Raw genomic sequence first — 26,197 nt, forward strand, 5'->3', positions numbered from 1 at the left:
GGTGAGCATCTGCGTGGGCGTGGACATCGGTGGGACCAAGATCGCGGCCAGCGCGGTGGCCGAGGGAGCGATCCTGGAGCAGGCGCTGCGGGAGACCCCGGCCCAGGCGCCCGACGACATCGTCGCGGCCGTCGGTGACGTGGTCCGAGAGCTGCAGGAGCGGCTGGGGGCCGACGCCCCGGTGGAGGCGGTGGGCGTGGCCTGCGCCGGGTTCATCGACCGCGGCGGCGACGTCGTGGTCTTCGCCCCCAACCTCGCCTGGCGCGACGAGCCGCTCCGCTCCCGCCTCGAGGAGGCGACCGGCCTCCCGGTGGTGCTCGAGAACGACGCCAACGCGGCCGCCTGGGGCGAGTTCCGTTTCGGGGCGGCCCGCGACGTCGAGGAGATGGTGCTCATCACCCTCGGCACCGGGGTCGGTGGCGGCATCGTCGTCGACGGCGAGCTGGTGCGCGGCAGCCACGGGATGGGGGCCGAGGTCGGGCACATGCGGATGGTCCCCGACGGGCACCGCTGCGGCTGCGGCAACAAGGGGTGCTGGGAGGTGTATGCCTCCGGCAGCGCCCTGGTGCGCGAGGCCCGCGAGCTGGTGGCCGGGGGCAGCCCGCACGCCGGCGCCCTCGCCGACGCCTGCGCGGGCGACCCCCAGGCCATCAACGGCGTCATGGTCACCACCGCCGCGCAGCAGGGTGACCCCGCGGCCCGGGAGCTGCTCGAGGACGTCGGACGGTGGGCCGGCGAGGGGCTGGCCAGCCTCGCCGCGATCCTGGACCCCGGGCTCCTGGTCATCGGCGGTGGCGTCTCCGCCGCCGGCGACCTCGTGCTCACCCCGGCCCGGGCGGCCTTCGCCCGCAACCTCACCGGGCGGGGACACCGCGACGTCACCCCCGTGGTGCTCGCCGAGCTCGGCAACGACGCCGGGATGATCGGCGCCGCGGACCTGGCCTCGCGACGCGTGTGAGCGAGCCCTCCGGCAGCGACCACCCGGCCCTGGCGGTCGGGATCGACGTCGGTGGGACCCGCATCAAGGGCGGGCTGGTCGACGACGACGGTGCTCTCCTCGACGTGCGGGTGCGGTCCACACCGGGACGGTCCGCACCTGCCGCCGAGGTCGAGGACGTCATCACCGCTCTGGTCGGCGACCTGACCGGGCTCGCGGCGGCGCGTCGTTGGGACGTGGCGGCGGTCGGGGTCGGCGCCGCAGGCTTCGTGGACGCCCGGCGCGGGACGGTCGTCTTCGCACCGCACCTGTCCTGGCGGGACGAGCCGCTGCAGGAGCGCCTCGGGCGGCGGCTCGACCGGCCGGTGCTGGTCGACAACGACGCCCACGCCGCGGCCTGGGCCGAGCACCGGTTCGGGGCGGGCCGGGGCGAGAGCCACCTCGTCATGCTCACCCTCGGCACCGGCATCGGTGGTGCGATCCTCACCGACGGCCGGCTGCAGCGGGGCAGGCACGGCCTGGCCGGCGAGTTCGGGCACCAGCAGCTCGTCCCGGACGGGCGTCGCTGCGAGTGCGGCAACCGGGGCTGCTGGGAGCAGTACGCCTCGGCCGGCGTGCTGGCCCGGACCGCGCGCGAGGTCGTCCAGGCCGGTGGCGAGCACGCGACCGCGCTGGCCCGGGCCTGCGGGGGCGACCCCGGGCTGCTGCGTGGCGAGCACGTGACGCAGGCGGCGCAGGAGGGCGACCCGGCGGCGCGGGAGATCCTCGCCGACGTCGGCCGGTGGCTCGGGACCGGTCTGGCCGGGGTGGTCGCGGCCCTCGACCCGGGGACCGTCGTGATCGGGGGCGGGGCCGGGCTCGCCGGCGAGCTGCTGCTCGGCCCGGCCAGAGAGAGCCTGGCCCGCCGTCTGGTGGGCCGCGGGCACCGCCCGCTGCCGGTGGTGGTGGCCGCCTCGCTGGGCGCCTCGGCGGGGTTGGTCGGCGCTGCGGACCTCGCCCGCGCCGAGGTCTCCCGCCGCGGCGGCGACGGTCGCGGGTGAGGCGGCGCCCGGCATACCCGCATCGCGGACCGGCGCGAGGCCTGGGGGAGGATGGACCCATGACCTCGCTGCGCGTCGCCTCCTACAACATCCGAGGACTCAAGGACGACGCCGCGGCCGCCGCGCAGGTGGTCCGCGCCCTGGCCCCGGACGTGCTCCTGCTGCAGGAGGTCCCGCGGTACCCGGCGTCGGAGTACGCCATCAGCGCCTTCGCCCGCTCTTGCGACCTGCTGTGGTCGGGGCGGACGAGGCTGGTGAGCGGCACCGGCCTCATGACCGCGCTCCGGGTGACCGCCGAGGACTCGCAGGACCGCCGGCTCGCCGTCGGGCTGCGGGAGAACCCGCGCAGCTACACCGTCACCCGGGTGCGGCTGCCCGACGGTCCCCGAGCCAGCGTGGTCTCGATCCACCTCTCGCTGCGGCCCGACCAGCGCGCGCAGCACGCACGCACGGTGCTGACCGAGCTGGCGGCCGACCCGCGCTTCCCCGACGACGAGCCGCTGGTCGTGGGGGGCGATCTCAACGAGGAGCGCGACGGGGCCGCGTGGGGAGCCATCGGCGAGGCGCTGGTCGAGGTGTCCGCGGACCGACCGACCTTCCCCGCCCACCAGCCGCACCGTCTCATCGACGCGATCTTCGCCCGCGGCCACGCGTCCGCGACCCCCGGGGACCCGGCGCTGCTCGACGGGATGCCCGTCACGAGGGCGAGCGACCACCTGCCGGTCTGGGTCGACCTCGAGCTCTGATCAGACCCGGGCCCCGTCGTCCCCGTCGAAGGGTTGCCGGCGTCGGGGCTGACGCAGGACGAGGAGCACGAAGCCCGCGACGGCGAGCAGCATGCCGAGCGCGGCGAACCACCGGTCCAGCAGCGGCACGATCGCCGAGAAGACCACGAGCAACGGACCGACGACCAGACCGACCACGATGCCCCAGAAGTGGAGATCGCCGGCGGGAAGCGGCGGCGGCGGGGGAGGGACGAAGTGGTCCTCCTCCTCCGGCGGCTCGTAGGAGCGGTGGTCGGTCGCCATCCCCTCCGGTGTCCGGGTCCCGTGGTGGGAGGCCGGTGGCTCGGCGGGCCACGGCGGGTTCACCGTATGTCCCTGCGCCCCGGCACCGTCCTCGCGCAGCCCGGCGACGATGTCCCGGAACGCGCGGTCGACGTCGGGGTCGCCGGGGCCGTTCTCGGGGCTGGACGAGTTCACCCCGTCAGTCTCGCACGGCCCTGTGGCGCCAGCATGGTCGATCCGGGTGGTCAGGGGTAGAGTCGGCGCGCACCCCAGGCCGACCCACGGCGACGACGCCACCACCAGGAGGACCACGTTGATCTACTGGATCCTCAAGCACTTCGTCGTCGGGCCGCCGATCAGGGCGATCTTCCGTCCTTGGATCGAGGGTCGCCGGCACGTCCCGGAGCAGGGCGCGGCCATCCTGGCCAGCAACCACCTGTCCTTCTCCGACTCGATCTTCCTCCCGCTGATGGTCCACCGGCGCATCACCTTCCCCGCCAAGATGGAGTACTTCACCGGCACCGGGGTCAAGGGGTGGCTGACCAAGCTGTTCTTCACGTCCACCGGGCAGATCCCCATCGACCGCTCCGGCGGGTCGGCGTCCATGGCCGCCCTCGAGCAGGGCCTCGAGGTGCTGCGGCGCGGCGAGCTCTTCGGCATCTACCCCGAGGGCACCCGCAGCCCGGACGGCAAGCTCTACCGCGGCAAGACCGGGATGGCGCGGATGGCGCTGGAGGCCGACGTGCCGATCATCCCCTGCGCCATGATCGACACCGACAAGGCGCAGCCCACGGGGCAGCGCATCCCCAACGTCGTGCGGGTCGGGGTGCGCATCGGCCGGCCCATGCACTTCCCGGAGCACGCCGGCCGCAGCGAGGACCACGCCGTTCTGCGGCAGATCACCGACGAGGTGATGGCCGAGCTGCAGCGGCTCTCCGGCCAGGAGTACGTCGACGAGTACGCCGCCACCGTCAAGGAGCGGCTGACCGCGCGCGCCCGCGCCGGGGTCGAGCAGGCCCGGGTCGGCATCGAGCACGCCGCGGAGCGGGCCCGCGAGGGACTGGAGCACGCCGGCGAGCGCGCCAAGGAAGGCCTGGGGCAGGCCAAGGACGACCTCGCCGACGCCACCGGGCGGGCCCGGGAGAACCTCGCCGAGCGGCGGGCACGCCGGCATCCCGACACCGAGCTGGCGCCGCCGCAGGACTGACGCCGCGTCAGACGACCCCAAGCCGTCTCCTACGATGGTGCGGTGAGCATCGACCTCAGCGGACTGGCCACCTCGGGCGGCCATGACATCGACTGGCCCGACCTGCCGGCCCGGCAGCAGCCGACCTGGGACGACACGGCGGCCCTGGCCCAGACCCTGTCGGTGCTCTCCACCTATCCGCCGCTCGTCTTCGCCGGTGAGTGCGACCAGCTGCGCCAGCGGATGGCTGCGGTCGCGGCCGGGGACGCCTTCACGCTCCAGGGCGGCGACTGCGCCGAGACGCTCGCGGACGTCACCGGTCCCAACATCCGGGACCGGATCAAGACGATCCTGCAGATGGCGGTGGTGCTCACCTACGGCGCCGGGCTGCCGATCGTCAAGGTCGGGCGGATGGCGGGCCAGTTCGCCAAGCCGCGCAGCGCCGACACCGAGACCCGCGACGGCGTCACCCTGCCCGCCTACCGCGGCGACATGGTCAACGGCTTCGAGTTCACGCCGGAGGCCCGCCGACCCGACCCCGAGCGGCTGCTGCGCTGCTACCACGCGAGCTCGGCCACCCTCAACCTCGTGCGCGGCTTCACCAGCGGCGGCTTCGCCGACCTGCGCAGCGTGCACGCCTGGAACAAGGGCTTCCTGACCGGGCCGGCGCAGGCGCGCTACGAGCAGATGGCGGGGCACATCGACCGGGCGGTGCGCTTCCTGGAGGCCTCGGGCGTCGCCGACGCCGAGGAGATGCGACGCGTCGAGTTCTACTCCGCGCACGAGGCGCTGGTGCTGGACTACGAGCGCCCCATGGTCCGGCGCGACCACCGCACCGGGCTGCTCTACGACACCTCCAGCCACCTGGTCTGGGTGGGGGAGCGGACCCGCGACCTGGACGGCGCGCACATCGACTTCGTCTCCCGGATCCAGAACCCCGTCGCGGTGAAGCTCGGCCCGACCGCCGACCGGGAGACCGTCCTCGCACTCATGGACCGGATCGACCCCGACCGCACCCCGGGACGGCTCACCTTCATCACCCGGATGGGTGCCGGGCAGATTCGGGACGTCCTGCCCTCCCTGCTGGGCTCGCTCGGCGAGGACGCGCGCCGGGTCGCGTGGGTGTGCGACCCCATGCACGGCAACACCTTCACCTCGCCCAGCGGCTTCAAGACCCGCCGCTTCGAGGACGTCGTGGACGAGGTGCGCGGCTTCTTCGAGGCGCACGCGGAGGCCGGGACGCACCCCGGCGGCATCCACGTGGAGCTGACCGGCAACGACGTCACCGAGTGCGTCGGCGGCACCACCCCGGTCGACCTGGACGACCTGGGCCTGCGCTACGAGACGCTGTGCGACCCGCGGCTCAACCACCAGCAGAGCCTGGAGCTGGCCTTCGTCGTGGCCGAGATGCTGGAGCGGGGCGGGCGCTGAGGTGGGCGACCGAGAGGGGATGGTCGCCGACCTGCGCTCGGACACCCTGACCCGACCGACGCCCGGTATGCGGGCCGCCGTGCTCGAGGCCGAGGTGGGCGACGACGTCTACGGCGAGGACCCCACCGTCGTCGAGCTCGAGGAGCAGGTCGCGCGGCTGCTCGGCCACGAGGCCGCGCTGTTCATGCCCACCGGCTCCATGGCCAACCAGGTCGGGCTGCGGCTGCACGCGGGACCGGGGCAGGAGGTCATCAGCGACCACCTCGCGCACGTGCTGCGCGCCGAGCTGGGCGCGGCGGCGGCATACTCCGGCATCACGACGCGCAGCTGGGTGGCCGAGCGTGGGCTCCTGGACGTCGAGACGGCACTGCGCGTGATGGTGCCCGACGGCGGCGCCTACCAGGTCAGCACGGCTTGCGTCGTGGTCGAGAACACCCACAACTTCGGGGGCGGCACGGTCCAGCCGCTGCCCGAGCTGCAGCGACTGCGGCAGCGGACGCAGGAGGCCGGGGTCGGCGTCCACCTGGACGGCGCCCGGCTGTGGAACGCGCACGTCGCCACCGGGGTGGCGCTCGCCGACTACGGCGCCTGCGCCGACACCGTCTCGGTCTGCCTCTCCAAGGGTCTCGGTGCCCCGGTCGGGTCGGTGCTGGCCGCCTCGGCGGAGCAGATCGGGCAGGCCCGGATCCTGCGCAAGCGGATGGGCGGCGGGATGCGCCAGGTCGGGATGCTCGCCGCCGCCGGACGGTATGCCCTCGAGCACCAGCTGGACCGCCTCGCCGAGGACCACCGGCGCGCGGCTGAGGTCGCCGCCGCGGTCGGTGAGCAGCTTCCCGAGGTGGTCGACCCCGCCACGGTGGAGACCAACATCCTCGTGCTCGACGTCGGCGCGGCCGGCTGGTCGGCCGCCGACTTCGTGACGCGGGTCGGCGACCGCGGGGTGCACGGCTACCCGACCGACGCCCGGCACGCCCGATTCGTGTGGCACCTCGACGTCGACGACGCCATGACCGGGCATACCGCCGACGTCCTGGTCGCGGTGCTCGGGGAGCGGCGGACCGGCGCGGGGTCGTGACGACGCCGGGGGGTCGGTCCGGTCGCGACCCGGGCCGCGGGCTGCCGCCCGGACAGCGCGCGACCCGGACGTGGCGCGCGTCCCACTACGGTCGGGTGCCGACCCTCGAGGCCGAGGGGTGGTCGCTGCGCGTGGGTGGGGAGACGCTGGACGGCGGGGTACGGGTGCTGACCTGGGACGACCTGGCGGACCTGCCCGACGTCGAGGTCGAGGCCGACCTGCACTGCGTGGACCGGCACAGCGTGACCGGGCTGCGGTGGGGCGGCGTCCGGATGCGCGACGTCCTGGCCCTGGCCGCGCCGGCACCAGGGTCGGAGCACGTGCTCCTCGCCGCGGTGCGCGGCTACGCCGCCGCGGTGCACCTGGAGGAGCTGCGCCACCCCGACGCGCTGCTGGCGCACAGCGTCGACGGCGAGCCGCTCAGCCCGGAGCACGGGTGGCCGGCCCGGGTCGTGCTGCCGCACCTCTACGGCTTCAAGGGGCCCAAGTGGGTGGTCGAGGCGACCTACCACCGTGAGCCGCAGCAGGGATGGTGGGAGTCGCACGGCTACCACCCGCGTGGCCGGGTGGCCCGGGAGGAACGCTTCGCGCACCAGGACTGAACGGGGGCTGGGATGTGGCTGACGACCCCGGGCGGCGCCGACCGAGCGGACTACACCACGACGAGCACGATCTCGGTGCCGGTCGGCACCTCCTCGCCGGGCTCGACCGACTGCTCCCGGACGGTGCCGAAGAACCCTCCGCGCACGTCCTCCCGTCGCACGACCAGGCCGAGCTCGGCGAGCTCCTCCTCGGCGGCGGAGAACTGACGCCCGACGACCTGCGGGACGGTGACCAGCTCGGGCCCCTGGGAGAGGGTGATCGTCACCGTGCTCCCGCGCTCCACCTGCCCGGCCGAGGGTGACTGGCTGACCACGGATCCCTCCGGGACCTCGTCGTCGAAGGCCTGCTCCGGTGACACGGTCACGCTGAGGCCCGCCTCGCGCAGGGCGGACACCGCCTCCTCCTCGGTCCGGCCGGTCACCTCGGGCACCTCGACCGGCGCCGGACCGTCGCTGATCACCACGTCCACGGCAGCACCGGGGGGCAGGGGGTCGCCGGCCGCGGGCGAGGTGCGCAGGACCCGACCCTCCGGCTCGGACTCGTGGTGCTCCCGGCTCTGCTCGCCGAGATCCAGGTTCGCGGCGACGAGCGCCTCCGTGGCGGACTCCAGGGTGAGGCCGGCCAGCGGTGGCACGTCGTAGCGCTCCGGGCCCTGCGAGACCACGAGCGGCACGTCCGTGCCGTGCCGCACCTGGGTGCCGGGCTCCTGCTCGGCGGAGATCACCGTCCCGGACGGCACGTCCTCGGAGTAGGCGTAGCTGATGACCGGGTCCAGCTGCTCGGCGTCGAGCAGCGAGCGTGCCTCGTCCTCCGGGAGGTCGACCACCTGCGGCATGGCCGAGTGGACGCCGGGGCCCTCCAGCAGCCACCAGGCGGCATACCCGCCGCCGCCGAGGAGCAGCACGAACAGCAGCGCCAGGACGACCCCGCCCCGACGCCGGGGTCGCGCGCGCTCCTCGCGCGGCGTCCTGGCATCCGCCCGCCTCGGCGTCGGCGTGCGGTTGCCGGTCGTGCGGGCGTAGTGCCCCTCGCCCCGGGCGGCGGCCAACGGCAGCTTCGTGGTCGAGCCGGCGCCACCACCGACCACCTGGGTCAGGTCCCCGGCGCCCGACCCGGCGGCCGGTGCCTGCGGCGCTGCGGGGACCCGGTCCAGCTCGGTGTCGGAGAGCTCGCGGACGACGGCCCGCAGCTGCACCAGGAGCGCCGACGCGTCCTGGGGGCGGTCCGCCGGGTCGGTGGCGGCGACCCGCAGGATCAGCTCCTCCACCGGCTCGGGCAGGCCGGGCACGACGTCGCCGGCCCGCGGCACCGCGCCGTGCACGTGCTCGTAGGCGACCCGCAGCGGATCGCCGCCGGGGAAGGCCTTGCGCCCGGTGACCAGCTCGAAGAGCAGCAGGCCGACGGCATACACGTCGGCCCGGGCGTCGACGGCCCCGTGCTCCACCTGCTCCGGCGCGAGATAGGCGGCGGTGCCCCACAGCATCTCGGTGGTCGCCCGCTGGCCGGCCGCCGAGACCGCCCGGGCGAGACCGAAGTCCGCGACCTTGACCCCGCTCTCGCGGCCACCGGCCAGCAGGACGTTCTCGGGCTTGATGTCGCGGTGGACGAGCCCGTGCCGGTGGGCCTCCGCGAGCGCCTCGGCCACCGGGAGCAGGAGCGCCATGGCCCGTCGCGTCGACAGCGGTGCGTGGTCGCTGACGACGTCGCGCAGCGTCGGCCCCTCGACGAGCTCCATGGCGAGGAAGACGAGGTCCCCGTCCTCACCCTGGTCGTAGACCCCGACCACGTGCGGGTGGGAGAGCCGGGCGGCGGCGCGTGCCTCGGCGACGAACCGCCGGACGAAGGAGTCGTCATCGGCCAGGTCCGGGCGCATCACCTTGAGCGCCACCGGCCGGTCCAGCCGCAGGTCCCGGGCCCGGTAGACCGTCGCCATCCCCCCGCGGGCGAGCTCGGCCTCCACCTGGTAACGACCGTCGATGACGCGGTCGTGGAGGGTGGGGGTCGGGGCACTCACGTGCCGAGTCTACGGAGCGGGGCGGCCGGACCGTGGGACGTGACCGGCCCGGGTATGCCGCCTCGAGGGCGCTCAGAGGGTCGTCTGGACGTACGTGATGTTGCGGACGTACTGCCGGGTGTCGGCGAACAGACCGTGCTGGCGCACGCTCGCCAGGCCCTGGTAGTAGCCGCCGATCGCCTCGTCGGTGGTGTCGGCGGACCGCAGGAGGGTGCGCATGATGACGACACCGGCGGTCACGTTGTCCTCCGGGTCGAGCAGGTTGAGCTCGCGCCCCACCAGGCCGGAGGCCCACTGCCCGGAGCTGGGGATCACCTGCATCGCACCGATCGCGTTGGCCGGCGAGACGGCCCGGTGGTTCCAGCCCGACTCCTGGTAGGACAGGGCCAGCATGAGGGTCGGGTCGACCCCGTGGCGCTCGCTCGTCCGCACGATGAGGTCGCGCACGGCCGCGCGGCTCGGGACCTCCGTCCCCGCCAGGTAGTCGCGGTTGGCGGCGGCCGACCGGGCGATCCCGTCGCCGTAGCGGTAGTGCAGGAAGGTGTCCGGCACCGCCTCGCCGGCGCGGTGGTCACCGATGGTCGTCTCGTCGTAGGGCCGGTCGAGGGGCTCGGGGCGGCTGCGGTCCGCCTCCGGTGCCGCGCCGCCCAGCCTGAGCTCCTGACCGGGGTAGATGAGGCGGGTGTCCTGCAGGTCGTTGGCGCGGGCGATGTCGGCCACGCTCACCCCGTGCCGGGCGGCGATGTCGGTGAGGGTGTCACCGCCGCGGACCGTGACCGTGCCGCCCGAGGAGGCGCCGCTGGAGGAGGCGCTGCCGCCCTTCTCGCTCCCGGACGAGGGTGCCGGGGCCGACGCGGCGGGTGCGACGTCGGTGTCTCCGCCGACCGGTATGCGCAGCCGGGCGCCGGGCATGATCCAGCGGCCGCCGTCGGGCAGGGAGTTGGCACGGACGAGCGCGCGCGGGCTCACGTCGTAGCGGGCCGCGATGTCGTAGACCGTGTCGCCTGCGGTCACGGTATGGGTGGTCTCCCGCGTCGCCGGGAGGACGGCGAGGGGAGCGGTGGCGTGCACGCCGGTGGGCGCGACGTAGGCGTGGGTGGGCAGGTCTCCGGGCGGCAGTGCGGCGAAGAGAGGGCTCACGTCGTGCTCCTCCGAGAGTGGCGGGTGAGGGGGCAGGGACTGCTGTGGCCGTCGTGGTCGACGGGGACATCGCGACCAGTGGGGCACAAGGGACAGTACTCGGCCGCTGCCGATCACGCCACTGTCCCGGCGTGTCGCTGCATGTGGTTCACTGGCCCTGTGCTAAGTGACACCGATGTAGTTCCAGAGTGGCTGACTGTCCCGGACGTGATGGAGCGCACCGGCGCGACGCTGCAGGCGGTGCGGCGGTGGCTGCAGGAGCGGGACGTGGTGGGGGTGCGTCGCGGCCCGGACCGGGTGGTGATGATCCCCGCCACCTTCTTCGTCGACGACGGTCCGCTGCCGACGTTGCGCGGCACCATCACGGTGCTCGGCGACGGCGGGCACAGCGACGAGGAGATCGTCGCCTGGCTCCACGCCCCGGACGACACGCTGCCGGGCGGCAGCGCGATCGCCTCCCTGCACGCCGGGGCGAAGACCGAGGTGCGACGCCGCGCCCAGGAGGAGGCCTTCTAGGTCCGTCGGGGAGAGCCGGTCAGACGGCGCGGTCGGTGCACACGCCGACGAGGTCGCGCAGCGCCTGCGTCCCCTCGTCGGTGAGGCCGGGGGTCTGGTCGAGGGCCTGCAGCGCCCGGTCGGCGCCGTCGCTGATCAGCTCCTCGGTGCGCCGCAGGGCGGTGGACCGGACGAGCACCTCGCGCAGGGACTGCACCGCCTCCTCGTCGAGGTCCGGGTCGCCGAGGGACGCCTCGACCAGGGCGACCCCGTCGGGATCGGCGTGGGCGAGGGCATACGCGACGAGCACGGTGTGCTTGCCCTCGCGGAGGTCGTCACCGGCGGGCTTGCCGGTCTGCCCGGGGTCGCCGAAGACGCCGAGGACGTCGTCGCGGAGCTGGAAGGCCTCGCCGAGCGCAGCCCCGTAGCGGGCCAGGCCCGCGCGGGTCACCGCGGAGGCGCCGGCGGCGTCCGCGCCGATGAGAAGGGGCTGCTCGACGGAGTAGCGGGCGCTCTTGTGCCGGATGACGGTGCGGCACCGCTCCAGCCGTGCGGCGAGATCGAGGTCGCGCCACCCGCGTGCCCCCTCGAGGATGTCGAGGAACTGGCCGCCCATGAGCTGGGTGCGCATCCGGTCGAACTCGGGCCGGGCGCGCTGCAGGGCGGCGGCCGGCAGCCCGCTCGTCGCGAAGGCCTCGTCGGTCCAGTTGAGACAGAGGTCGCCGGCCAGGATCGCCGCCGCGTGACCGAAGCGCTGCGCGTCCCCGGACCACCCCTGCTGCTGGTGCCACGTGCCGAAGGTGCGGTGCGCCGCGGGCCGGCCACGGCGCAGGTCGCTGTTGTCCATGACGTCGTCGTGCAGGAGCGCTGCCGCCTGGAAGATCTCCATCGCGCTGGCGGCGCGGACCACCCCGGGGCCGTCCGGCTGCCCCAGGGCGCGCCATCCCCAGTAGAGGAACGCCGCCCGGAGCCGTTTCCCGCCGGAGAGGAGGTCGGCGACGGCGTCCACCAGGGGGGTCATCGGGGGGCCGAGCCCGGCGAGCACCTCGCGCTGCCGCACGAGGTGCTCGTCCAGGGCCTGCTGCACGCGGGGGCGGAGGTCCACGCCGTCCAGGACGTGCATCGCGAGTCCTCCTGTGCCTGACCGGGTGGCCGATGGGTGGGCCGGAAGGGCGGTAGGCCCGGCGGGTCGCCCTGCCCCCGAGCCTAGCCGCTGCGCCGGGCGGTCCGGGTCGCCCCCTCCTACGACCCGGACCTGCCGACGGATCCATGGTGCTGCGGGTGCCCGGGTGGGCGCAGAAGTTGTCCACAAGCGCCACGGGGAGGGGTTGAGTCTGTCGGGGGCGAGTCGTACATTTGTCTCCACGTATCGAACACAAGTTCGATCCATGGGTCGTCCCGTGACCGATCGGTCGCCCCGTCGTCCGCGAGGAGGAGCAGCATGAGCAGGAGCTATCAGGAGCTGGTCGAGGTGAGGACCGGCGCCGCGGGCGAGCACGGGATCCGGCTGGAGGGGGCCGTGGCGCCGGACCCCGACGGCGGGTGCCCGCAGGTCCCCACCGTCTTCCTCTGGCGGGGACGGGTGCACCTCGTGCGCGCGGTGCTGAGCCGATGGACCCAGCGGGTGCCGTGGTGGCGTGGCGAGGACGGGCGGGAGGACGCCCGGGCCTCGGCGGACCCGGCGGGTGGGAGCACCGGCGCGACAGAGCTGGAGCGGGTGGTCTGGCGGGTGGAGGCCGGTGCCGGGAAGGCGTCCGGGACGGGGGTCTACGACCTGGTGCAGGGCGGCCGGTGGTGGCTGGAACGGGTCGCCGACTGACGAGGCCGGCCGGAGCCAGGAGCGCGCGACGAGGGCACGAGCACGACGAAGCACGAACGACGCAGCCAGACGACGAAGCCAGACGACGAAGCCAGACGACGAAGGACGACGGAGAGGACGACGAGATGACGGTCATCGAGACGGGGGTCACGGCCGGGGCCGTGCTGGACCTGCTGGAGCGCTCGCGGGGGGTGCTCCTGGAGGCGTGCCACAGCGGCACCGCCGCCGAGCGCTACACCTGTGCCCACCTGGCCGCGCTGCGGGCCGGGGCGGCGTTGCTGGCCGCCCGCACGACACCGGTGCCGCGCAGCCGCCCGCGCAGCGTCTGGGAGGTGCTGCCCTCGGTCGCGCCGGAGCTGACCGAGTGGGCCGCGTTCTTCGCCGCGTCCGGTCGGCGACGGATCGCCCTGGAGCGTGGTGCCGGCAGCGTCACCGCCCGGGACGCCGACGACCTGGTCCGGGCGGGGGAGCGCTTCCTGGAGCTGGTGCGGGCCTCGCTGCACCTGCCGTGCGAGGCGCCGGTGCACGCCGAGCTGGTCCCGCTGGGTCACGGGTGAGCCCGGTGGCCGGAGCCGGTGACGACTTCGTCCATCTCCACGTCGCCTCCAGCGCCTCGATGCGCTACGGCGCGTCCCACCCGGCCGAGCTGGTGGCCCGGGCCGCCGAGCTGGGGCAGTCGGCGTTGGCGCTGACCGACCGTGACGGCCTCTACGGCGCGGTGCGCTTCGTCCGGGCCTGCGGCGAGGCCGGGATCGCGCCGGTGCTGGGGGTGGACCTCGCCCTGGCGGGTTCGCCACCCGGGCCGGGAGGACAGACCCGCCACCCCGGCGTCGACCGCAGCCCGTTCGTCACCGGGCTCCGGGAGCAGGAGCAGCAGGACCTTCGGCGGGTGGCTCCCGGCCGCGGGTGGGGCGAGGGACCGGATGCCCGGCCGGAGCGCCGTGGCCCCCGCAGTCCGGTCAAGGGCGGGGCGCTGGTCGACGACCAGCAACCGAGGGTCGTGCTCCTCGCACGCGGCCAGCGCGGTGGCGCCGAGGCAGGGGCGGGGTGGGCCAGGCTGTGCCGTCTGGTCACCCAGACGCACCTGTCAGGCGAACGCTCCGTGCCCCGGGTCACGCCCGAGCTGATCGCCCGGGCGGTGACCGCCACGGCCGGGGTGGCCCCCGTCGTGCTGCTGCTCGGCCCGGACTCCGACGTGGGCAGGGCGCTGCTGGCGCGCCGCCGGGACCTGGCCAGGCAGCTGCTCACGGGGTGGGCCCGGCTGCTCCCGCCGGGGGCCGTGCGGGTCGAGGTGGTCTGCCACGGCGGTCCCGACGGCACGCCGGGCAGCCTGGCGCACGCCACGGCCACCTGGGCGCTGGCCCGCGAGGCGGGCATTCCCGCGGTGCTCACGGCCGCGGTGCGGCACGCCCGTCCCGACCAGGCCAGGGTGGTGGACGTGCTCGACGCCGCCCGGCGGCGGGTGGCGCTCGACGAGCGCCACCTGGACCGGGTCAGCAGCGCCGGTCACCTGGCGACGACCGCCGCCATGCACGGGCTGGCCCGCCAGCTCGAGCACGCCGCCGGGCCGGGGGCCCGCGCCGAGGAGCTGCTGCGGGAGACGCTGGAGCTGGCCGCGGCCTGCCACCAGGACGCCCGGTCCGACCTCGGCATCGGAGCGGTCCATCTGCCTGAGCCCGAGGTGCTGGGGGTGCAGGGCGTCGGGCAGGCCCACCAGGTCCTCACCGAGCGTTGCACGCAGGCCGTCACCACGCGATATCCCGGTGCGGGGGCCTCGTCCCGGCGCAGGATCCACGAGCGGCTCGAGGACGAGCTGGGTGTCATCGCCGGCCTGGGCTACCCGACCTACTTCCTCACGGTGGCCCAGGTGTGCGACCTGATCCGGGACAACGGCGTGCGGGTGGCCGCCCGCGGGTCGGGGGCCGGGAGCCTGGTCACCTACCTGCTGGGCGTCAGCGGTGTCGACCCGCTGGAGCACGGCCTGCTCATGGAGCGTTTCTGCTCGCCGCTGCGCGCCCAGCTGCCGGACATCGACATCGACGTCGAGTCCGCCCGCCGCACCGAGCTCTACGAACGCATCCTGGAACGCTTCGGCTCCGAGCGGGTGACCTGCGTGTCGATGACCGAGACCTACCGGGTGCGGCACGCCGTGCGGGACGTCGCCGCCACGCTGGGGATGCCGCCGGGCGAGATCGACGTCATCGCCAAGGCCTTCCCGCACATCCGCGCCCGGGACGCGCGCTCAGCGGTCCGGGACCTGCCCGAGCTGCGCCGTCAGGGGCTGGACGCCCCACGGATGCAGCTGCTCATGGAGCTGGTGGAGTCGCTGGACGGTCTGCCCCGACACCTCGCGATGCACCCGTGCGGTGTGGTCCTGTCCGACACCGGGCTGCTCGACCGGACCCCGGTCGAGTCCAGCTGGCTGGGTTTCCCGATGAGCCAGTTCGACAAGGACGACGTCGAGGAGCTCGGCCTGCTCAAGCTCGACGTGCTGGGCATCCGGATGCAGTCGGCGATGACGCACGCCCTGGACGAGGTCGCGCGGGTCGACGGCGTGCAGATCGACCTGGACGACCGGACCCAGGTGCCGCTCGACGACCCGGACACCTTCGCCCTGATCCAGTCCACCCGGACCCTCGGCTGCTTCCAGATCGAGTCGCCCGGGCAGCGGGAGCTGGTCGGCAAGTTCGCCCCGGAGACCTTCGCCGACATCATCATCGACATCTCGCTCTTCCGTCCCGGGCCGGTGAAGTCCGACATGATCCGACCCTTCCTGCACGCGCGGCAGGGGTGGGGCGAGCCGGAGTACCTCCACCCCAGCCTGGTGCCCTACCTGGAGGAGACGTGCGGGGTGGTGGTCTTCCACGAGCAGGTGCTGCAGATCGTCGCCCGGACCACCGGGGTGTCCCTGGCCCAGGCCGACGAGGTGCGCCGGGCCATGGGCAGCCCGGCGGGGCAGGACGAGGTGGAGGTGTGGTGGCGCGCGGCGGCCGCGGCACGGGGCTACCGCCCGGGGGAGGTGGACCGGATCTGGGAGGTGCTGGCGGCCTTCGCCTCCTTCGGCTTCTGCAAGGCCCACGCGGCGGCCTTCGCGCTCCCGACCTACCAGTCGGCCTGGCTCAAGACGCACCACACGGCGGCCTTCCTCGCCGGCGTCCTCACGCACGACCCGGGGATGTATCCCAAGCGCCTCATCCTGGACGAGGCCAGGACGATGGGGGTCCACGTGCTCGGGCTCGACGTCAACGCCTCGGGCGCGGCCTACCGGGTCGAACGCGTGGACCCCTCCTGCTCGGGCGAGGACGACCCGCCTGACCAGGAGGCGGGTGGCCGGGGCGGCTTCGGTCCTCTCGACGCCACCGTGCAGCCGGCCACGGCGCAGGGCACGCTGCGGCGGGCGCCGACCGGGTCGACGCGACGATGCGGCTGATCGAGCGCCGGGCGGGTGGCTACGGCATCCGGCTGTCCCTGTCCGACGTCAAGGGGATCAGCGAGGACGAGGTCTCGCGGATCGTCGCCGGCCAGCCCTACGACTCCCTGGCAGACCTGTGGCACCGGGCCCGCCCCAGCCGCCCGACGGCGGAGCGGCTGGTGCTCGCCGGGGGGCTGGACGAGCTGCACCGGGTCGGACGGCGTGCCCCTCGCCCCGCACGTCCCGGTGCCCGGGCGGGGACGGCGACCGGGCGGGTGGGTCTCACCCGGCGCGACCTGATGCTGCACGTGCGTGACCTGGAGCGCTGGTCCCGCCACGCCGCCAGCGGTCGCGGCCGCGCCGGTGCCGCGCGGCACCGCCCGGCTCCCGCCCTCGGCGCCGGGGAGGTGGCGGCGCGGGCGGAGGGCCAGGCGGTCGGGCGCCGGTCCTGGCACCAGACCTCCGCCTCCGCGACCACGCAGCTGACGCTGCAGCTCGGCGACGACCCCGCACCGCTCGTCGGCAGCGGCCTGCCGGAGATGAGCGGGTCCGAGCAGCTGCGGGCCGAGCTGGAGGTGCTCGGCATGGACGTCAGCCAGCACGTGGTGGCCGGCTTCGGTCCGATGCTGGCCGACCTCGGGGTGACCCGGTCCCGGGACCTGCTCTCCTACCGTGGCGGTGCCGAGGTGCTCGTGGCCGGTGCCAAGGTGGCGACCCAGACCCCGCCGGTGCGGTCCGGCAGGCGGGTGGTCTTCCTCACCGTGGACGACGGCAGCGGACCGGCGGACGCCACCTTCTTCGAGGACGTCCAGGGTCCCTACGCCGCGACCGTGTTCCACTCCTGGCTGCTCATGGTGCGTGGTGTGGTGCGCCGCACCGGTCCGCGCGGGGTGTCGATCAGGGCGACCGCGGCCTGGGAGCTGGGGGAGGTCGCCCAGGCCTGGGAGTTCGGTGGTCGCACCGCGGCGCTCGAGGTGATGGAGCAGGCCGAGCGCACCGCCCGGCTCTTGGCGCAGGAGGCGGAGGACGCCTCGCGGCGGGCCTCGGAGAAGGCCGGTGCCCCGGCGGGCCGCCGGGTGCTGCTGCACGCCTCCGGCTTCGCCCAGTCGCCGTATGCCGACGTCGCGCCCGCGGGCGAAGCGACCCGGCAGCCGGGCACCAAGCTGTGGCACTCCAGCCCGGGGAGCCCGGGGTGGTGAGTCGCGGGTGGGTGATGCACGTCGACATGGACGCCTTCTACGCCGCGGTCTCGCTGCTGGAGAGGCCGGACCTGCGCGGCCTGCCGGTGGTGGTCGGTGGAGGCTGGCGCAGCGTGGTGCTCGCGGCGACCTACGAGGCCCGGGCCTACGGCGTGCGGTCCGGCATCCCCATGGCCACCGCACGCCGGCTGTGCCCGCCGCTGGTCGTGGTCCGGCCCGACCCGGACAGCTATGCCCGGGTCTCCGAGGCGGTGATGGCGATCTTCGCCGAGGTCACCCCCCAGGTCGAACCGGTCTCGATGGAGGAGGCCTTCCTCGACCTCTCCGCGACCGGACGACGCTGGGGAGGCCCGGAGCGGATCGGCGGCTGGATCCGCGACACCGTGGCCGACGAGCAGGGGATTACCTGCTCGGTCGCGCCGCCCCCTCCAAGGCCGTCGCCAAGATGGCCTCCCGGGTCGCCAAGCCGGACGGCATGCGGGTGGTCGCCCGCGAGGAGGTCGTCCCCTTCCTGCACCCGATGCCGGTGGGTGCGCTGTGGGGGGTGGGGGAGTCCACCGAGGCCGAGCTGCACCGGCTGGGCCTGCACACGGTGGCCCAGCTGGCCCACGTGCCCGTGACGACGCTGCGCCGCGCCTTCGGCGAGCAGTCCGGCGCGCGGCTGCACACCCTGGCCTGGGGGATCGACGAGGACCCGGTCGTGCCGCAGCGCCGGGAGCGCAGCGTGGGGTCCTCGGAGACCTTCAGCCACGACGTGGACGACCCGGACCTCGTCCGCCGGCAGCTGCTGCACCTCGCCGAGCGGACGGCCAGCCGCATGCGCCATGCCGGGGTGCTGGGCCGCACCGTGGTGCTCACGGTGCGCTTCTCCGACTTCACCACCATCACCCGGTCCCGCACCGTCGCCGTCCCCACCGACGTCACCCGTGAGGTGCACGGCACCGCCTGCGCGCTGTATGCCGCGCTGGGGCTGCAGCGTGCCCGGATCCGCATGCTCGGGGTGCGGGTCGAGGGCATCACGGAAGCCGGGCAGACGCCGGTCCAGGGCAGGCTCGACGAACCGAAGCGGGGCTGGCGCGAGGCCGAGCGCGCCGCCGACCGGGCGGTTGCCCGGTTCGGGCAGCAGGCGGTGCGTCCGGCCAGCCTGCTGTGCCGGTGAGCGGCCGCCTGCGCCGGCGCCGGACGGGCGACGCGGAGCGTGCGTCGGACCAGCCTGCTGCGCTGCCGGAGGACCACCCGGAGCGTGCGTCGGACCAGCCTGCTCCGCTGCCGGACGGCCACGCATACCCTCTGCCAGGAGGACCTCCGGCCCCGCCGACCCGGTCCGGGGAACTCCGGGTAGTGCTCGACTCGTTCACGTCTTATCCTGGAGATCAGGACCATGGCGTCGGTCTCCGTGTCACCGACCGAACGACCGATGACTCGCACCACCGGAGGTGAACGTGCCGCTCTCAGACCACGAGCAGCGTGTGCTCGAGCAGATGGAGCAGGCCCTCTATGCCGAGGACCCCCGCCTCGCGAGCCAGCTCAAGCGCCCCGCGTCCGGCGGAGCAGCTGGCGGGCTGGACCGGCGGCGGCTCGTCCTGGGAGTCATCGGCGCTCTCGCCGGGCTGGCCCTGGTGGTCATCGGCGTGATGTCCTCCATGATCTGGGTCGGCGCCCTGGGCTTCCTCGCGATGGTGCTGGGTGGTGCCTGGGCCGCCTCCCCGGCCCGCACCGGCTCCACCAAGGGTGCGGGGTCAGGCCGGCTGGGCGTCGTCGGCAAGGACGGAACGGTCCGCAAGCCCGGCACCACGGGTCCCGCCTCCGGATCCGGGCGGAAGAAGAACCCCCGGTCCGGCTCCTTCATGGAGCGGATGGAGCAGCAGTGGGACCGGCGACGGGAGCAGGGTCTCTGACCTCCGGCACCTCAGACCACGACCCGGGCCCTGCCCGGGTCGTCGACGTTTCCGGGGGCGAGCGCCCGGACCTGGCCGTCCTGGTGGGTCGGGTCGCCGACGGTGACCAGACCGCACTGGCGCAGGTCTACGACCTCATCGCGCCGCGCGTGTTCGGTCTGGCCCTGCGCGTCCTGCGCGACCGGAACCTGGCCGAGGAGGTCGTCCAGGACGTCTTCCTGCAGCTCTGGCGCCAGGCGGGCGAGGTCGACCCGGCCCGTGGCTCGCCCCTGGGGTGGATCCTGACGCTGACCCACCGTCGGGCGGTGGACCGGGTGCGTTCGGAGCAGGCGCAATCCGATCGGCTGGACCGCTACGAATCCCAGCAGACGACACCGCCCTACGACGCGACCGCCGAGGAGGCGGTCGAGCGGATGGAGGCGACCAGGGTGCGCACGGCACTGGACCGGATCGGTGAGCCGCACCGGACCACCGTGGCCCTGGCCTACTTCTCCGGACTCACGCACCGTGAGGTGGCTGAGCGCATGGACATCCCCCTGGGGACGGCCAAGACGCGGATCCGGGACGGGTTGAGGAAGGTGCGCAGGGAGCTGGGCGGAGGTGAGCAGGGATGACCGAGGGTGAGATGCACGACCTGGCTGCGGCCTACGCCGTCGACGCCGTCGACCCCCAGGAGCGAGCTGCGTTCGAGGCCCATCTGGAGGGGTGCGAGCAGTGCCGTCGTGAGGTCCAGGACCTCCGGAAGGCGACGGTCCTGCTGACCGAGGACCTCGAGGTGGAGCCGCCCTCACAGCTGCGTGCGACCGTGCTCGACATGGTCGCCGCGGAGGCGCAGGGCCGGCCGCAGGACAGTACCCAGCCCGGGACGCAGGGAGATCCTGTCAAGGGCGGCACGGGGCAGGATGCCGGTGCCGAGGTCACGTCGCTGGCCGGCCGTCGTGAGGCCGCCCGGGAGCGTCGCGGCCCCAGACCGGGTCGATGGCTGGCGGCTGCTGCCGCCGCGGTGGTGCTGGCCGGCGGTGTCTGGGGTCTGACGCAGGCGCTGGACCGGGATCCGGCGACGCAGGTCCTGCAGGCGCAGGACGCTGCCGAGCGCACCGCCGACACCGCCGACGGTCCGGTGGCCGTCGTCGTGTCCGCCGCCGAGGGTCAGGCCGTGGTGCGCTTCCCGAGCGGGTTCGCCGCGCCCCAGGCGGGCAGCGTCTACCAGGCCTGGTTCGTGGGCGCCGACGGCACGGCACGTTCCGCGGGGGTGCTCGAGCCCGAGATGCTCGAGGAGGGCCAGGCCCTGCTCGAGGGTTCCCCCGACGGCGCCGTGGCGGTCGGGCTCACCGTCGAGCCCGAGGGCGGTTCGGCGCAGCCCACGACCGATCCCTTCGTCGTCGTCCCCCTCACTTGAGCCGAGCGACGCCGCAGTGCCAGTGTCGAGCAGGGCGGCGTCGCGGGCTCTGATGTGATGTGCCTCACATCGGCAATCCGGCTGTCGAGGTGCTCCGAATCCTGTGCGTACCCCTCGTCGCGGCACACGGTCGCGGCGGTACGCGATAGAAGGAGTGACCCTCGATGAAGAAGATCACCACAGCCATGGCCGCCCTGGCCGCCCCCGCCCTCGTCGCGATGAGCGCCGCTCCCGCCCTGGCGGACCACGAGAACCAGACGGTCGAGCTCATGACCACGCTGGGTGAGCTCAACGACTCCGGCGCCTCGGGCGAGGCCTGGGCCAAGGTGACCGGCAACGAGGTGTGGATCAAGGTCGAGGCCCAGGGTCTGCTGGACGGGTCCCCGCACGCCCAGCACATCCACATCGGCGGGGCGGGCGAGTGCCCGGACCCGAACATGGAGGGCAGCGGCTACGAGGGTGCGATCCGCACCACGGACGCATCGACAGCTACGGCGCCGTCCGGGTGTCGCTGACCGGGAACGACGCCGACACCTCCGAGGCCGCCGCGCTGGACGTGGCCAACTTCCCGGCGGAGGGCAGCTACACCTACGAGCGGACCTTCGAGGTGCCCAACGAGGTCGGCCAGGCGCTGCACCGTGGTGAGGGCGTCGTCGTGATCCACGGCGTCGACCACAACGGCTCCGGCGAGTACGACGGGGAGCAGATGTCCGACCTGGACGACAGCCTTCCCTCGGAGGCCACCGACCCGGCCGCCTGCGGCGCCTTCGAGATGGGCCAGATGAGCGCCCCCGGTGGCGGCGTGGAGACCGGTGGTGGCAGCACGACCGGGATGGAGAACGCCGGCATGATCGCGGGCGGCGCGCTGCTCGCCGCGGCCGGTGCGGGTGCCTTCGCGCTCAACCAGCGCCGCCGGACCGACAGCTGACATGTCGCCCGAGCGCACCGACCAGGGCCGTGCGGGCCTCGCCCTCACGGCCCTGGCCGTGCTCGCCGTCCTCGTCGGCGTGATCGTCGTCGGCGTCGGGTTCGGCACGCAGCGGCCCGACCCGCCCTCGCCCACGCCGGCCACCGCGCAGCAGACCGCTTCGGAGCAGGACGGCGCCGCGGCCACGCAGGACCCCGACAGCGACGCCGCGCCGACCACGGCGGAGCCTGAGGCCTCGGACGAGGCCGCGGGTGCGGTGCCGGGTCCCGAGGAGTCGGACGAGCAGGACGGGTCCGACGCCGAGCGGACCGTCGAGGGCCTGGAGCCCTCGGAGCCGGTGGAGGTGCGCATACCCTCCATCTCGGTCACCAGCCCGTTGCACGCCCTCGGTCTCGCCGACGACGGCACCCTGGAGGTGCCCAGTGGCGATCGCTACCACGAGGCCGCGTGGTACGACGGGTCACCCACGCCCGGAGAGGTCGGGCCGACCGTCATCGAGGGGCACGTGACCGGTGCCGGAGGCATCGAGTCGATCTTCTTCGAGCTCGGCGCCCTGGAGCCCGGCGACACCGCCGAGGTGGACCGCGAGGACGGCCAGACGGTGACCTACGAGGTCTATCGCGTCGACCAGTTCCCCAAGGACGAGTTCCCGACGGTCGACGTCTACGGGCCGACGGACGAGCCGGAGCTGCGGCTCATCACCTGTGGCGGTGAGTTCGACGAGTCCGAGGGCAGCCACGAGGACAACACCGTCGCGTATGCCCGGATGGTCGAGGGCTGACCGGCGCAACGACCCGATCACAGGCAGGACCCACGAACCACGTCCTCCGGTGCCGTCCGCAGGGAGACAGGCACCGGAGGGCGTCTCTCGTGCTCACGAGGGGGTGAGCACCAACGCGCTCACGACGAACATCGCGATGAGCGCGAAGGCGGTCGCCAGCTCGATGAGGATGTTGAGGCCGACCGCCCGCAGCGCCAGCCGGGTGTGGCGCAGCGCCTCACGGCGGTCCTTCGTCCGGACCAGGGAGACGAGGAAGATCCCGAGCGGGAAGCCCAGGAAGAGGCCCACGACCGGGATGACGAACCCCAGGACGAGGGCGCAGAGCACGCCGATGACGAGAGTCGAGGTGCGGACCCCGGCGCGGCGCATGTGCTGACCGGGGACGGCCCACTGCAGCGCGACGCCGAGCGCGTAGACCAGCGCTGAGAGCGCGAAGACCACCCACCCCAGCGTGCTCTGCTGCGTCAGGGCCCACATGAGGGACCCCACGAGCACGACGAGCAGCCCGGGCAGGATCGGGATGACGACGCCGACGACACCGATCGCCATCAGCACCAGGATGAGGATCTCGGCGGGCTCCATGGCGCCGATTCTGCCCGACGCAGCACGACGCCCGCCCGGCGGTGCCGGACGGCGTCCGTGGTGGGTGGCGGGAGCCGTCGAGTCGTCGACGGAGCGGGGGACTCAGACCGCGGGGGTCTCCTCCTGCTCCAGCCGGTGCGTCTCGTCCAGGATGTGGACGTCGTCCACCGCGCGCAGCTTGTCGAGGTGCTCACGCCCGTGGTGGGCGCAGAAGTGCAGCTCCAGACCGTCCCCGAGGCGGGCCCGGACGTAGGCCTGCGCCCCGCAGCGGTCGCAGCGGTCGGCGGCGGTCAGTTCAGGGGTCAGAGTGGCGTTCACGGCGGTCTCCTCTCCAAAAGGCCAACCAACGGTTGGTCGTGACAGTCAAACATGCCAACGTCGTCCGGCCCCGTCTTTGTGCCCTGGTCGGCGCGGGTTTCGCTCTGCGCGTAAGCCGGTCCTGACCAGCAGCAGCGCGCCGCGCCTCCCGGGGCCTGTCGGCGCCCCGCGCTAGCCTGCCGGTCGTGACCACTCAGGACTACTCCGCCCGCCACCTGCAGGTCCTTGAAGGCCTGGAGGCGGTGCGCAAGCGCCCGGGGATGTATGTCGGGTCGACCGACGCCCGGGGGCTGATGCACTGCCTGTGGGAGATCATCGACAACGCGGTCGACGAGGCCCTGGGCGGGCACGGCGACCGGATCGAGGTGCTCCTGCACCGCGACGGATCGGTCGAGGTCCGGGACCGGGCGCGGGGCATACCGGTCGACATCGAGCCCCGCACCGGGCTCTCGGGGGTCGAGGTGGTCTTCACCAAGCTGCACGCGGGCGGCAAGTTTGGCGGCGGCTCCTACGCCGCCTCCGGAGGGCTGCACGGCGTGGGGGCCTCGGTGGTCAACGCGCTGTCCGCCCGGCTGGACGTCGAGGTGGACCGCGCCGGCAAGACCTACGGCATGAGCTTCCGGCGCGGCGAGCCCGGGACCTTCGACGACGCCGGGGGCAGCCCGGACCCGAACGCCGCGTTCACACCGTTCGAGCGCAGCAGCGACCTCGCCGTCGTGGGCAAGGCCAGGCGCGGGGTCACCGGCACCCGGGTGCGCTACTGGGCCGACCCGCAGATCTTCCTGGCCCAGGCGCAGTTCGCCTACGACGAGCTCGTCGCCCGGGCCCGCCAGACCGCCTTCCTCGTCCCCGGGCTCACCATGGTCATCCGCGACGAGCGCCGCCTCGCGGGGACGCCGGGCGCGGACGGGCCCGCGGAGGAGACGTTCGCCTACTCCGGCGGCATCGCGGAGTATGCCGAGTACCTCGCGGCCGACGCCGCGGTCACCGACGTCTGGCGGCTGCAGGGGTCGGGCAGCTTCACCGAGACCGTGCCGATGCTCGACGAGCTGGGCCACATGGTCTCGCGGGAGATCGAGCGCGAGTGCGAGGTGGACGTCGCGCTGCGCTGGGGGACCGGCTACGACACCACGGTGCGCAGCTTCGTCAACATCATCACCACGCCCAAGGGCGGCACCCACCTGGCCGGCTTCGAGCAGGCGCTGATGAAGGTCTTCCGCAAGCAGCTCGAGACCAACGCCCGCAAGCTCAAGGTCGGCAACGACAAGGTGGAGAAGGACGACATCCTCGCCGGCCTGACCGCCGTCGTGACGGTCCGTCTCCCCGAGCCGCAGTTCGAGGGGCAGACCAAGGAGGTGCTGGGCACCAGCGCGGTGCGCACGATCGTGTCCCGCACCGTGGAGAAGGCCCTGACCGAGCGGCTCACGAGCACGCACCGCGGCGACAAGGCCCAGGCCTCGCTGCTGCTGGAGAAGGTCGTCGCCGAGATGAAGTCGCGCATCTCGGCGCGGCTGCACAAGGAGACGCAGCGCCGCAAGAACGCCCTGGAGTCCAGCTCGCTGCCCGCCAAGCTGGCGGACTGCCGCAGCAACGACACCGAGCGCTCCGAGCTCTTCCTCGTCGAGGGGGACAGCGCCCTGGGCACCGCCAAGCTCGCCAGGAGCAGCGACCACCAGGCGTTGCTGCCGCTGCGCGGCAAGATCCTCAACGTGCAGAAGGCCTCGGTCCAGGACATGCTGTCCAACGCCGAGTGCGCGGCGATCATCCAGGTCATCGGGGCCGGCTCGGGACGGTCCTTCGACCTCGACCTGGTGCGCTACGGCAAGGTCATCATCATGACCGACGCGGACGTCGACGGCGCCCACATCCGGACGCTCCTGCTCACGCTGTTCTTCCGCTACATGAGACCGCTGGTCGAGGCGGGGCGGGTGTATGCCGCGATGCCGCCGCTGCACCGGATCGAGGTCGCCGGTGGCCGGGGGAAGGGCCGGGAGCGGGAGTTCGTCTACACCTACACCGAGGCGGAGATGCGCCGCACGGTCGCGGGGCTGGAGAAGAAGGGCCGCACGGTCAAGCAGCCCATGCAGCGCTACAAGGGCCTGGGGGAGATGGACGCCGACCAGCTGGCCGAGACCACCATGGACCCGAGGCACCGGACGCTGCGGCGGATCACGTTGGCCGACGCCGCACGGGCGGACGAGGTCTTCGACCTGCTCATGGGGTCCTCGGTCGCGCCCCGCAAGGACTTCATCGTCGACTCGGCCCACGACCTGGACCGGGAGCGGATCGACGCCTGACCCCGACCTCCTCGCCGGACGCCCACCGTCATCCGCTGCGGCTGGATCCGAGGTGCGGGCGCGCGGGTTGGTTCGGGATGCCGGCGCCGCACGGTAGACTGCTCCTTCCCCGGTTGCCGTGTGCGACGCGGCCGGGTGCACCCCTCAGGACGATCCGATCCTGGGGGAGATCGGGCGCCGCGACGAGCGCCTGGAGGTAGGTCCGGTCACGCCGAGGGCGTCGAGGCGAGCACCCACCTCGACCCACTCGAGAAGGTGAGCCTCCATGGCCAAGCCAGCCCGTGCCGGTGCCTCCGGCAAGAAGAAGCCCCGGCACACCGCCGCCCAGAAGAAGGCCGCCCGCCAGGCGCGGGAGAAGCAGGCCCGCGCCCAGCTCAAGGGCGGCCGCGGCGACCGGCGCGGTTCGAGCCGGGGCGCCCAGGACGAGCGTCCGGTCGGCAAGCAGCGCTGGCGCGACCGCGACGAGCGGGACCCGCGCGGGCAGGGCGAGCGGGCGCAGCGTCGCCGCGACGACCGTGATGACCGCGGTGGTTACCGTCGCGATGACCGCGGTGACCGGGGTGGCTACCGCCGGGACGACCGGGGAGACCGGGGCGGGTACCGCCGAGACGACCGGGGGGACCGGGGCGGCTACCG

General features: G+C 74.0%; 25 protein-coding genes and 2 pseudogenes. 21 read left to right on the top strand and 6 right to left on the bottom strand.

The window, feature by feature from the left end; translation table 11 throughout:
- The first annotated feature begins 1 nt into the window (after position 1).
- Genes BJF80_RS17245 through BJF80_RS17255 form a run of 3 tightly spaced genes read left to right on the top strand, consistent with a single transcriptional unit; the run spans position 2 to position 2,723 of the window.
- Positions 2-958: an ROK family glucokinase gene (locus BJF80_RS17245; protein WP_075815528.1), complete on the top strand. Its 957-nt coding sequence runs from the start codon at positions 2-4 to the stop codon at positions 956-958.
- Entirely contained in the window at positions 955-1,977 is a 1,023-nt protein-coding gene (locus BJF80_RS17250) for an ROK family protein (RefSeq protein ID WP_075815530.1), read from the top strand. The genes BJF80_RS17245 and BJF80_RS17250 overlap by 4 nt, the downstream gene beginning before the upstream one ends.
- Before the next feature lie 59 nt (positions 1,978-2,036).
- Positions 2,037-2,723 carry an endonuclease/exonuclease/phosphatase family protein gene (locus BJF80_RS17255; protein WP_075815532.1) on the top strand — a complete coding sequence of 229 codons (687 nt, stop codon included), beginning with the start codon at positions 2,037-2,039 and terminating at the stop codon, positions 2,721-2,723.
- Here the strand turns inward: BJF80_RS17255 and BJF80_RS17260 are convergent, their stop codons facing one another.
- On the bottom strand, positions 2,724-3,179 hold the full coding sequence (locus BJF80_RS17260) for a hypothetical protein (protein ID WP_143554175.1): 456 nt from the start codon (positions 3,177-3,179) through the stop codon (positions 2,724-2,726). It abuts the gene before it with no gap.
- A 118-nt stretch (positions 3,180-3,297) separates the two neighbouring features.
- Here BJF80_RS17260 and BJF80_RS17265 point away from each other — a divergent pair, with 118 nt between their 5' ends.
- The 4 genes from BJF80_RS17265 (at position 3,298) to BJF80_RS17280 (ending at position 7,278) form a co-directional block, all read left to right on the top strand.
- Entirely contained in the window at positions 3,298-4,191 is an 894-nt protein-coding gene (locus tag BJF80_RS17265; protein ID WP_075815535.1) for a 1-acyl-sn-glycerol-3-phosphate acyltransferase, read from the top strand.
- Positions 4,192-4,233: 42 nt separating this feature from the next.
- Positions 4,234-5,601, top strand: a complete 1,368-nt coding sequence (locus BJF80_RS17270) for a class II 3-deoxy-7-phosphoheptulonate synthase (RefSeq protein WP_083653058.1) — start codon at positions 4,234-4,236, stop codon at positions 5,599-5,601.
- A gap of 19 nt (positions 5,602-5,620) precedes the next feature.
- On the top strand, positions 5,621-6,676 hold the full coding sequence (locus BJF80_RS17275; RefSeq protein WP_075815576.1) for a threonine aldolase family protein: 1,056 nt from the start codon (positions 5,621-5,623) through the stop codon (positions 6,674-6,676).
- A 95-nt stretch (positions 6,677-6,771) separates the two neighbouring features.
- Positions 6,772-7,278 carry a molybdopterin-dependent oxidoreductase gene (locus tag BJF80_RS17280; RefSeq protein ID WP_237767682.1) on the top strand — a complete coding sequence of 169 codons (507 nt, stop codon included), beginning with the start codon at positions 6,772-6,774 and terminating at the stop codon, positions 7,276-7,278.
- Positions 7,279-7,328: 50 nt separating this feature from the next.
- Here BJF80_RS17280 and pknB read toward each other — a convergent pair whose 3' ends face one another.
- Positions 7,329-9,293, bottom strand: coding sequence for a Stk1 family PASTA domain-containing Ser/Thr kinase (pknB, locus tag BJF80_RS17285; protein WP_075815539.1), 1,965 nt, complete (start codon positions 9,291-9,293; stop codon positions 7,329-7,331).
- 72 nt (positions 9,294-9,365) lie between these two features.
- The gene (locus BJF80_RS17290) at positions 9,366-10,433 is read right to left on the bottom strand and encodes a lytic transglycosylase (RefSeq protein WP_075815541.1); all 1,068 of its coding nucleotides are present in this window, start codon (positions 10,431-10,433) and stop codon (positions 9,366-9,368) included.
- A 210-nt stretch (positions 10,434-10,643) separates the two neighbouring features.
- On the opposite strand from BJF80_RS17290, the gene BJF80_RS17295 reads away from it, so the two are divergent.
- The gene (locus BJF80_RS17295) at positions 10,644-10,949 is read left to right on the top strand and encodes an Rv2175c family DNA-binding protein (RefSeq protein ID WP_084485133.1); all 306 of its coding nucleotides are present in this window, start codon (positions 10,644-10,646) and stop codon (positions 10,947-10,949) included.
- A 19-nt stretch (positions 10,950-10,968) separates the two neighbouring features.
- Here the strand turns inward: BJF80_RS17295 and BJF80_RS17300 are convergent, their stop codons facing one another.
- Positions 10,969-12,051, bottom strand: coding sequence for a polyprenyl synthetase family protein (locus tag BJF80_RS17300; RefSeq protein ID WP_075815545.1), 1,083 nt, complete (start codon positions 12,049-12,051; stop codon positions 10,969-10,971).
- Positions 12,052-12,369: 318 nt separating this feature from the next.
- On the opposite strand from BJF80_RS17300, the gene BJF80_RS18630 reads away from it, so the two are divergent.
- From BJF80_RS18630 to BJF80_RS17350, 11 genes and pseudogenes are all read left to right on the top strand, one after another.
- Positions 12,370-12,747 (top strand): DUF6504 family protein, encoded by a 378-nt coding sequence (locus BJF80_RS18630; protein ID WP_022924754.1) that lies wholly within the window; start codon positions 12,370-12,372, stop codon positions 12,745-12,747.
- A gap of 125 nt (positions 12,748-12,872) precedes the next feature.
- On the top strand, positions 12,873-13,304 hold the full coding sequence (locus BJF80_RS17310) for an SAV_6107 family HEPN domain-containing protein (RefSeq protein ID WP_075815550.1): 432 nt from the start codon (positions 12,873-12,875) through the stop codon (positions 13,302-13,304).
- Between the two features lie 59 nt (positions 13,305-13,363).
- Positions 13,364-17,358: pseudogene (locus tag BJF80_RS17315) on the top strand (DNA polymerase III subunit alpha).
- The gene (locus tag BJF80_RS21365) at positions 17,355-17,978 is read left to right on the top strand and encodes a Y-family DNA polymerase (protein ID WP_321166438.1); all 624 of its coding nucleotides are present in this window, start codon (positions 17,355-17,357) and stop codon (positions 17,976-17,978) included. Before BJF80_RS17315 ends, BJF80_RS21365 begins: the two are co-directional and overlap by 4 nt.
- Complete coding sequence (locus tag BJF80_RS21370; RefSeq protein ID WP_321166441.1) at positions 17,879-18,517, top strand: DNA polymerase Y family protein; 639 nt, start codon at positions 17,879-17,881, stop codon at positions 18,515-18,517. The genes BJF80_RS21365 and BJF80_RS21370 overlap by 100 nt, the downstream gene beginning before the upstream one ends.
- Before the next feature lie 283 nt (positions 18,518-18,800).
- Positions 18,801-19,256: an SCO2097 family morphological protein gene (locus tag BJF80_RS19470; protein WP_028130976.1), complete on the top strand. Its 456-nt coding sequence runs from the start codon at positions 18,801-18,803 to the stop codon at positions 19,254-19,256.
- Positions 19,226-19,870, top strand: coding sequence for an ECF RNA polymerase sigma factor SigK (locus BJF80_RS19475; RefSeq protein WP_083673790.1), 645 nt, complete (start codon positions 19,226-19,228; stop codon positions 19,868-19,870). The genes BJF80_RS19470 and BJF80_RS19475 overlap by 31 nt, the downstream gene beginning before the upstream one ends.
- Positions 19,867-20,655: an anti-sigma factor gene (locus tag BJF80_RS17340; protein WP_075815556.1), complete on the top strand. Its 789-nt coding sequence runs from the start codon at positions 19,867-19,869 to the stop codon at positions 20,653-20,655. Before BJF80_RS19475 ends, BJF80_RS17340 begins: the two co-directional genes overlap by 4 nt.
- A gap of 164 nt (positions 20,656-20,819) precedes the next feature.
- Positions 20,820-21,170, top strand: coding sequence for a CHRD domain-containing protein (locus BJF80_RS19480; protein WP_202817249.1), 351 nt, complete (start codon positions 20,820-20,822; stop codon positions 21,168-21,170).
- On the top strand, positions 21,161-21,583 hold the full coding sequence (locus tag BJF80_RS19485; RefSeq protein ID WP_202817250.1) for a hypothetical protein: 423 nt from the start codon (positions 21,161-21,163) through the stop codon (positions 21,581-21,583). The genes BJF80_RS19480 and BJF80_RS19485 overlap by 10 nt, the downstream gene beginning before the upstream one ends.
- A gap of 1 nt (position 21,584) precedes the next feature.
- Complete coding sequence (locus tag BJF80_RS17350) at positions 21,585-22,364, top strand: class F sortase (RefSeq protein ID WP_075815558.1); 780 nt, start codon at positions 21,585-21,587, stop codon at positions 22,362-22,364.
- 93 nt (positions 22,365-22,457) lie between these two features.
- On the opposite strand, the gene BJF80_RS17355 is transcribed toward BJF80_RS17350, so the two are convergent.
- On the bottom strand, positions 22,458-22,946 hold the full coding sequence (locus tag BJF80_RS17355; protein ID WP_075815560.1) for a DUF456 domain-containing protein: 489 nt from the start codon (positions 22,944-22,946) through the stop codon (positions 22,458-22,460).
- A 102-nt stretch (positions 22,947-23,048) separates the two neighbouring features.
- A complete protein-coding gene (locus BJF80_RS17360) occupies positions 23,049-23,264 on the bottom strand; it encodes a DUF7455 domain-containing protein (RefSeq protein WP_075815562.1) in 216 nt (71 codons plus the stop codon).
- Between the two features lie 185 nt (positions 23,265-23,449).
- On the opposite strand from BJF80_RS17360, the gene BJF80_RS17365 reads away from it, so the two are divergent.
- Positions 23,450-25,561, top strand: coding sequence for a DNA gyrase/topoisomerase IV subunit B (locus tag BJF80_RS17365; RefSeq protein WP_187344392.1), 2,112 nt, complete (start codon positions 23,450-23,452; stop codon positions 25,559-25,561).
- Positions 25,562-25,826: 265 nt separating this feature from the next.
- Positions 25,827-26,197 (top strand): annotated as a pseudogene (locus BJF80_RS17370) (hypothetical protein); the annotation flags it as partial.

Origin of the sequence: Serinicoccus sp. CUA-874, assembly GCF_001942225.1 — a bacterium.
Taxonomy (GTDB): Bacteria; Actinomycetota; Actinomycetes; order Actinomycetales; family Dermatophilaceae; genus Ornithinicoccus; species Ornithinicoccus marinus.

Bases quoted from the DNA above. Each gene is read 5' to 3' on its own strand.
- BJF80_RS17255 (WP_075815532.1), top strand. From the start codon at position 2,037: ATGACCTCGCTGCGCGTCGCCTCCTACAACATCCGAGGACTCAAGGAC.
- BJF80_RS17275 (WP_075815576.1), top strand. From the start codon at position 5,621: ATGGTCGCCGACCTGCGCTCGGACACCCTGACCCGACCGACGCCCGGT.
- BJF80_RS17295 (WP_084485133.1), top strand. From the start codon at position 10,644: ATGGAGCGCACCGGCGCGACGCTGCAGGCGGTGCGGCGGTGGCTGCAG.
- BJF80_RS17300 (WP_075815545.1), bottom strand. From the start codon at position 12,051: ATGCACGTCCTGGACGGCGTGGACCTCCGCCCCCGCGTGCAGCAGGCC.
- BJF80_RS18630 (WP_022924754.1), top strand. From the start codon at position 12,370: ATGAGCAGGAGCTATCAGGAGCTGGTCGAGGTGAGGACCGGCGCCGCG.
- BJF80_RS17310 (WP_075815550.1), top strand. From the start codon at position 12,873: ATGACGGTCATCGAGACGGGGGTCACGGCCGGGGCCGTGCTGGACCTG.
- BJF80_RS21370 (WP_321166441.1), top strand. From the start codon at position 17,879: ATGCCGGTGGGTGCGCTGTGGGGGGTGGGGGAGTCCACCGAGGCCGAG.
- BJF80_RS17340 (WP_075815556.1), top strand. From the start codon at position 19,867: ATGACCGAGGGTGAGATGCACGACCTGGCTGCGGCCTACGCCGTCGAC.
- BJF80_RS19480 (WP_202817249.1), top strand. From the start codon at position 20,820: ATGAAGAAGATCACCACAGCCATGGCCGCCCTGGCCGCCCCCGCCCTC.
- BJF80_RS17350 (WP_075815558.1), top strand. From the start codon at position 21,585: ATGTCGCCCGAGCGCACCGACCAGGGCCGTGCGGGCCTCGCCCTCACG.
- BJF80_RS17355 (WP_075815560.1), bottom strand. From the start codon at position 22,946: ATGGAGCCCGCCGAGATCCTCATCCTGGTGCTGATGGCGATCGGTGTC.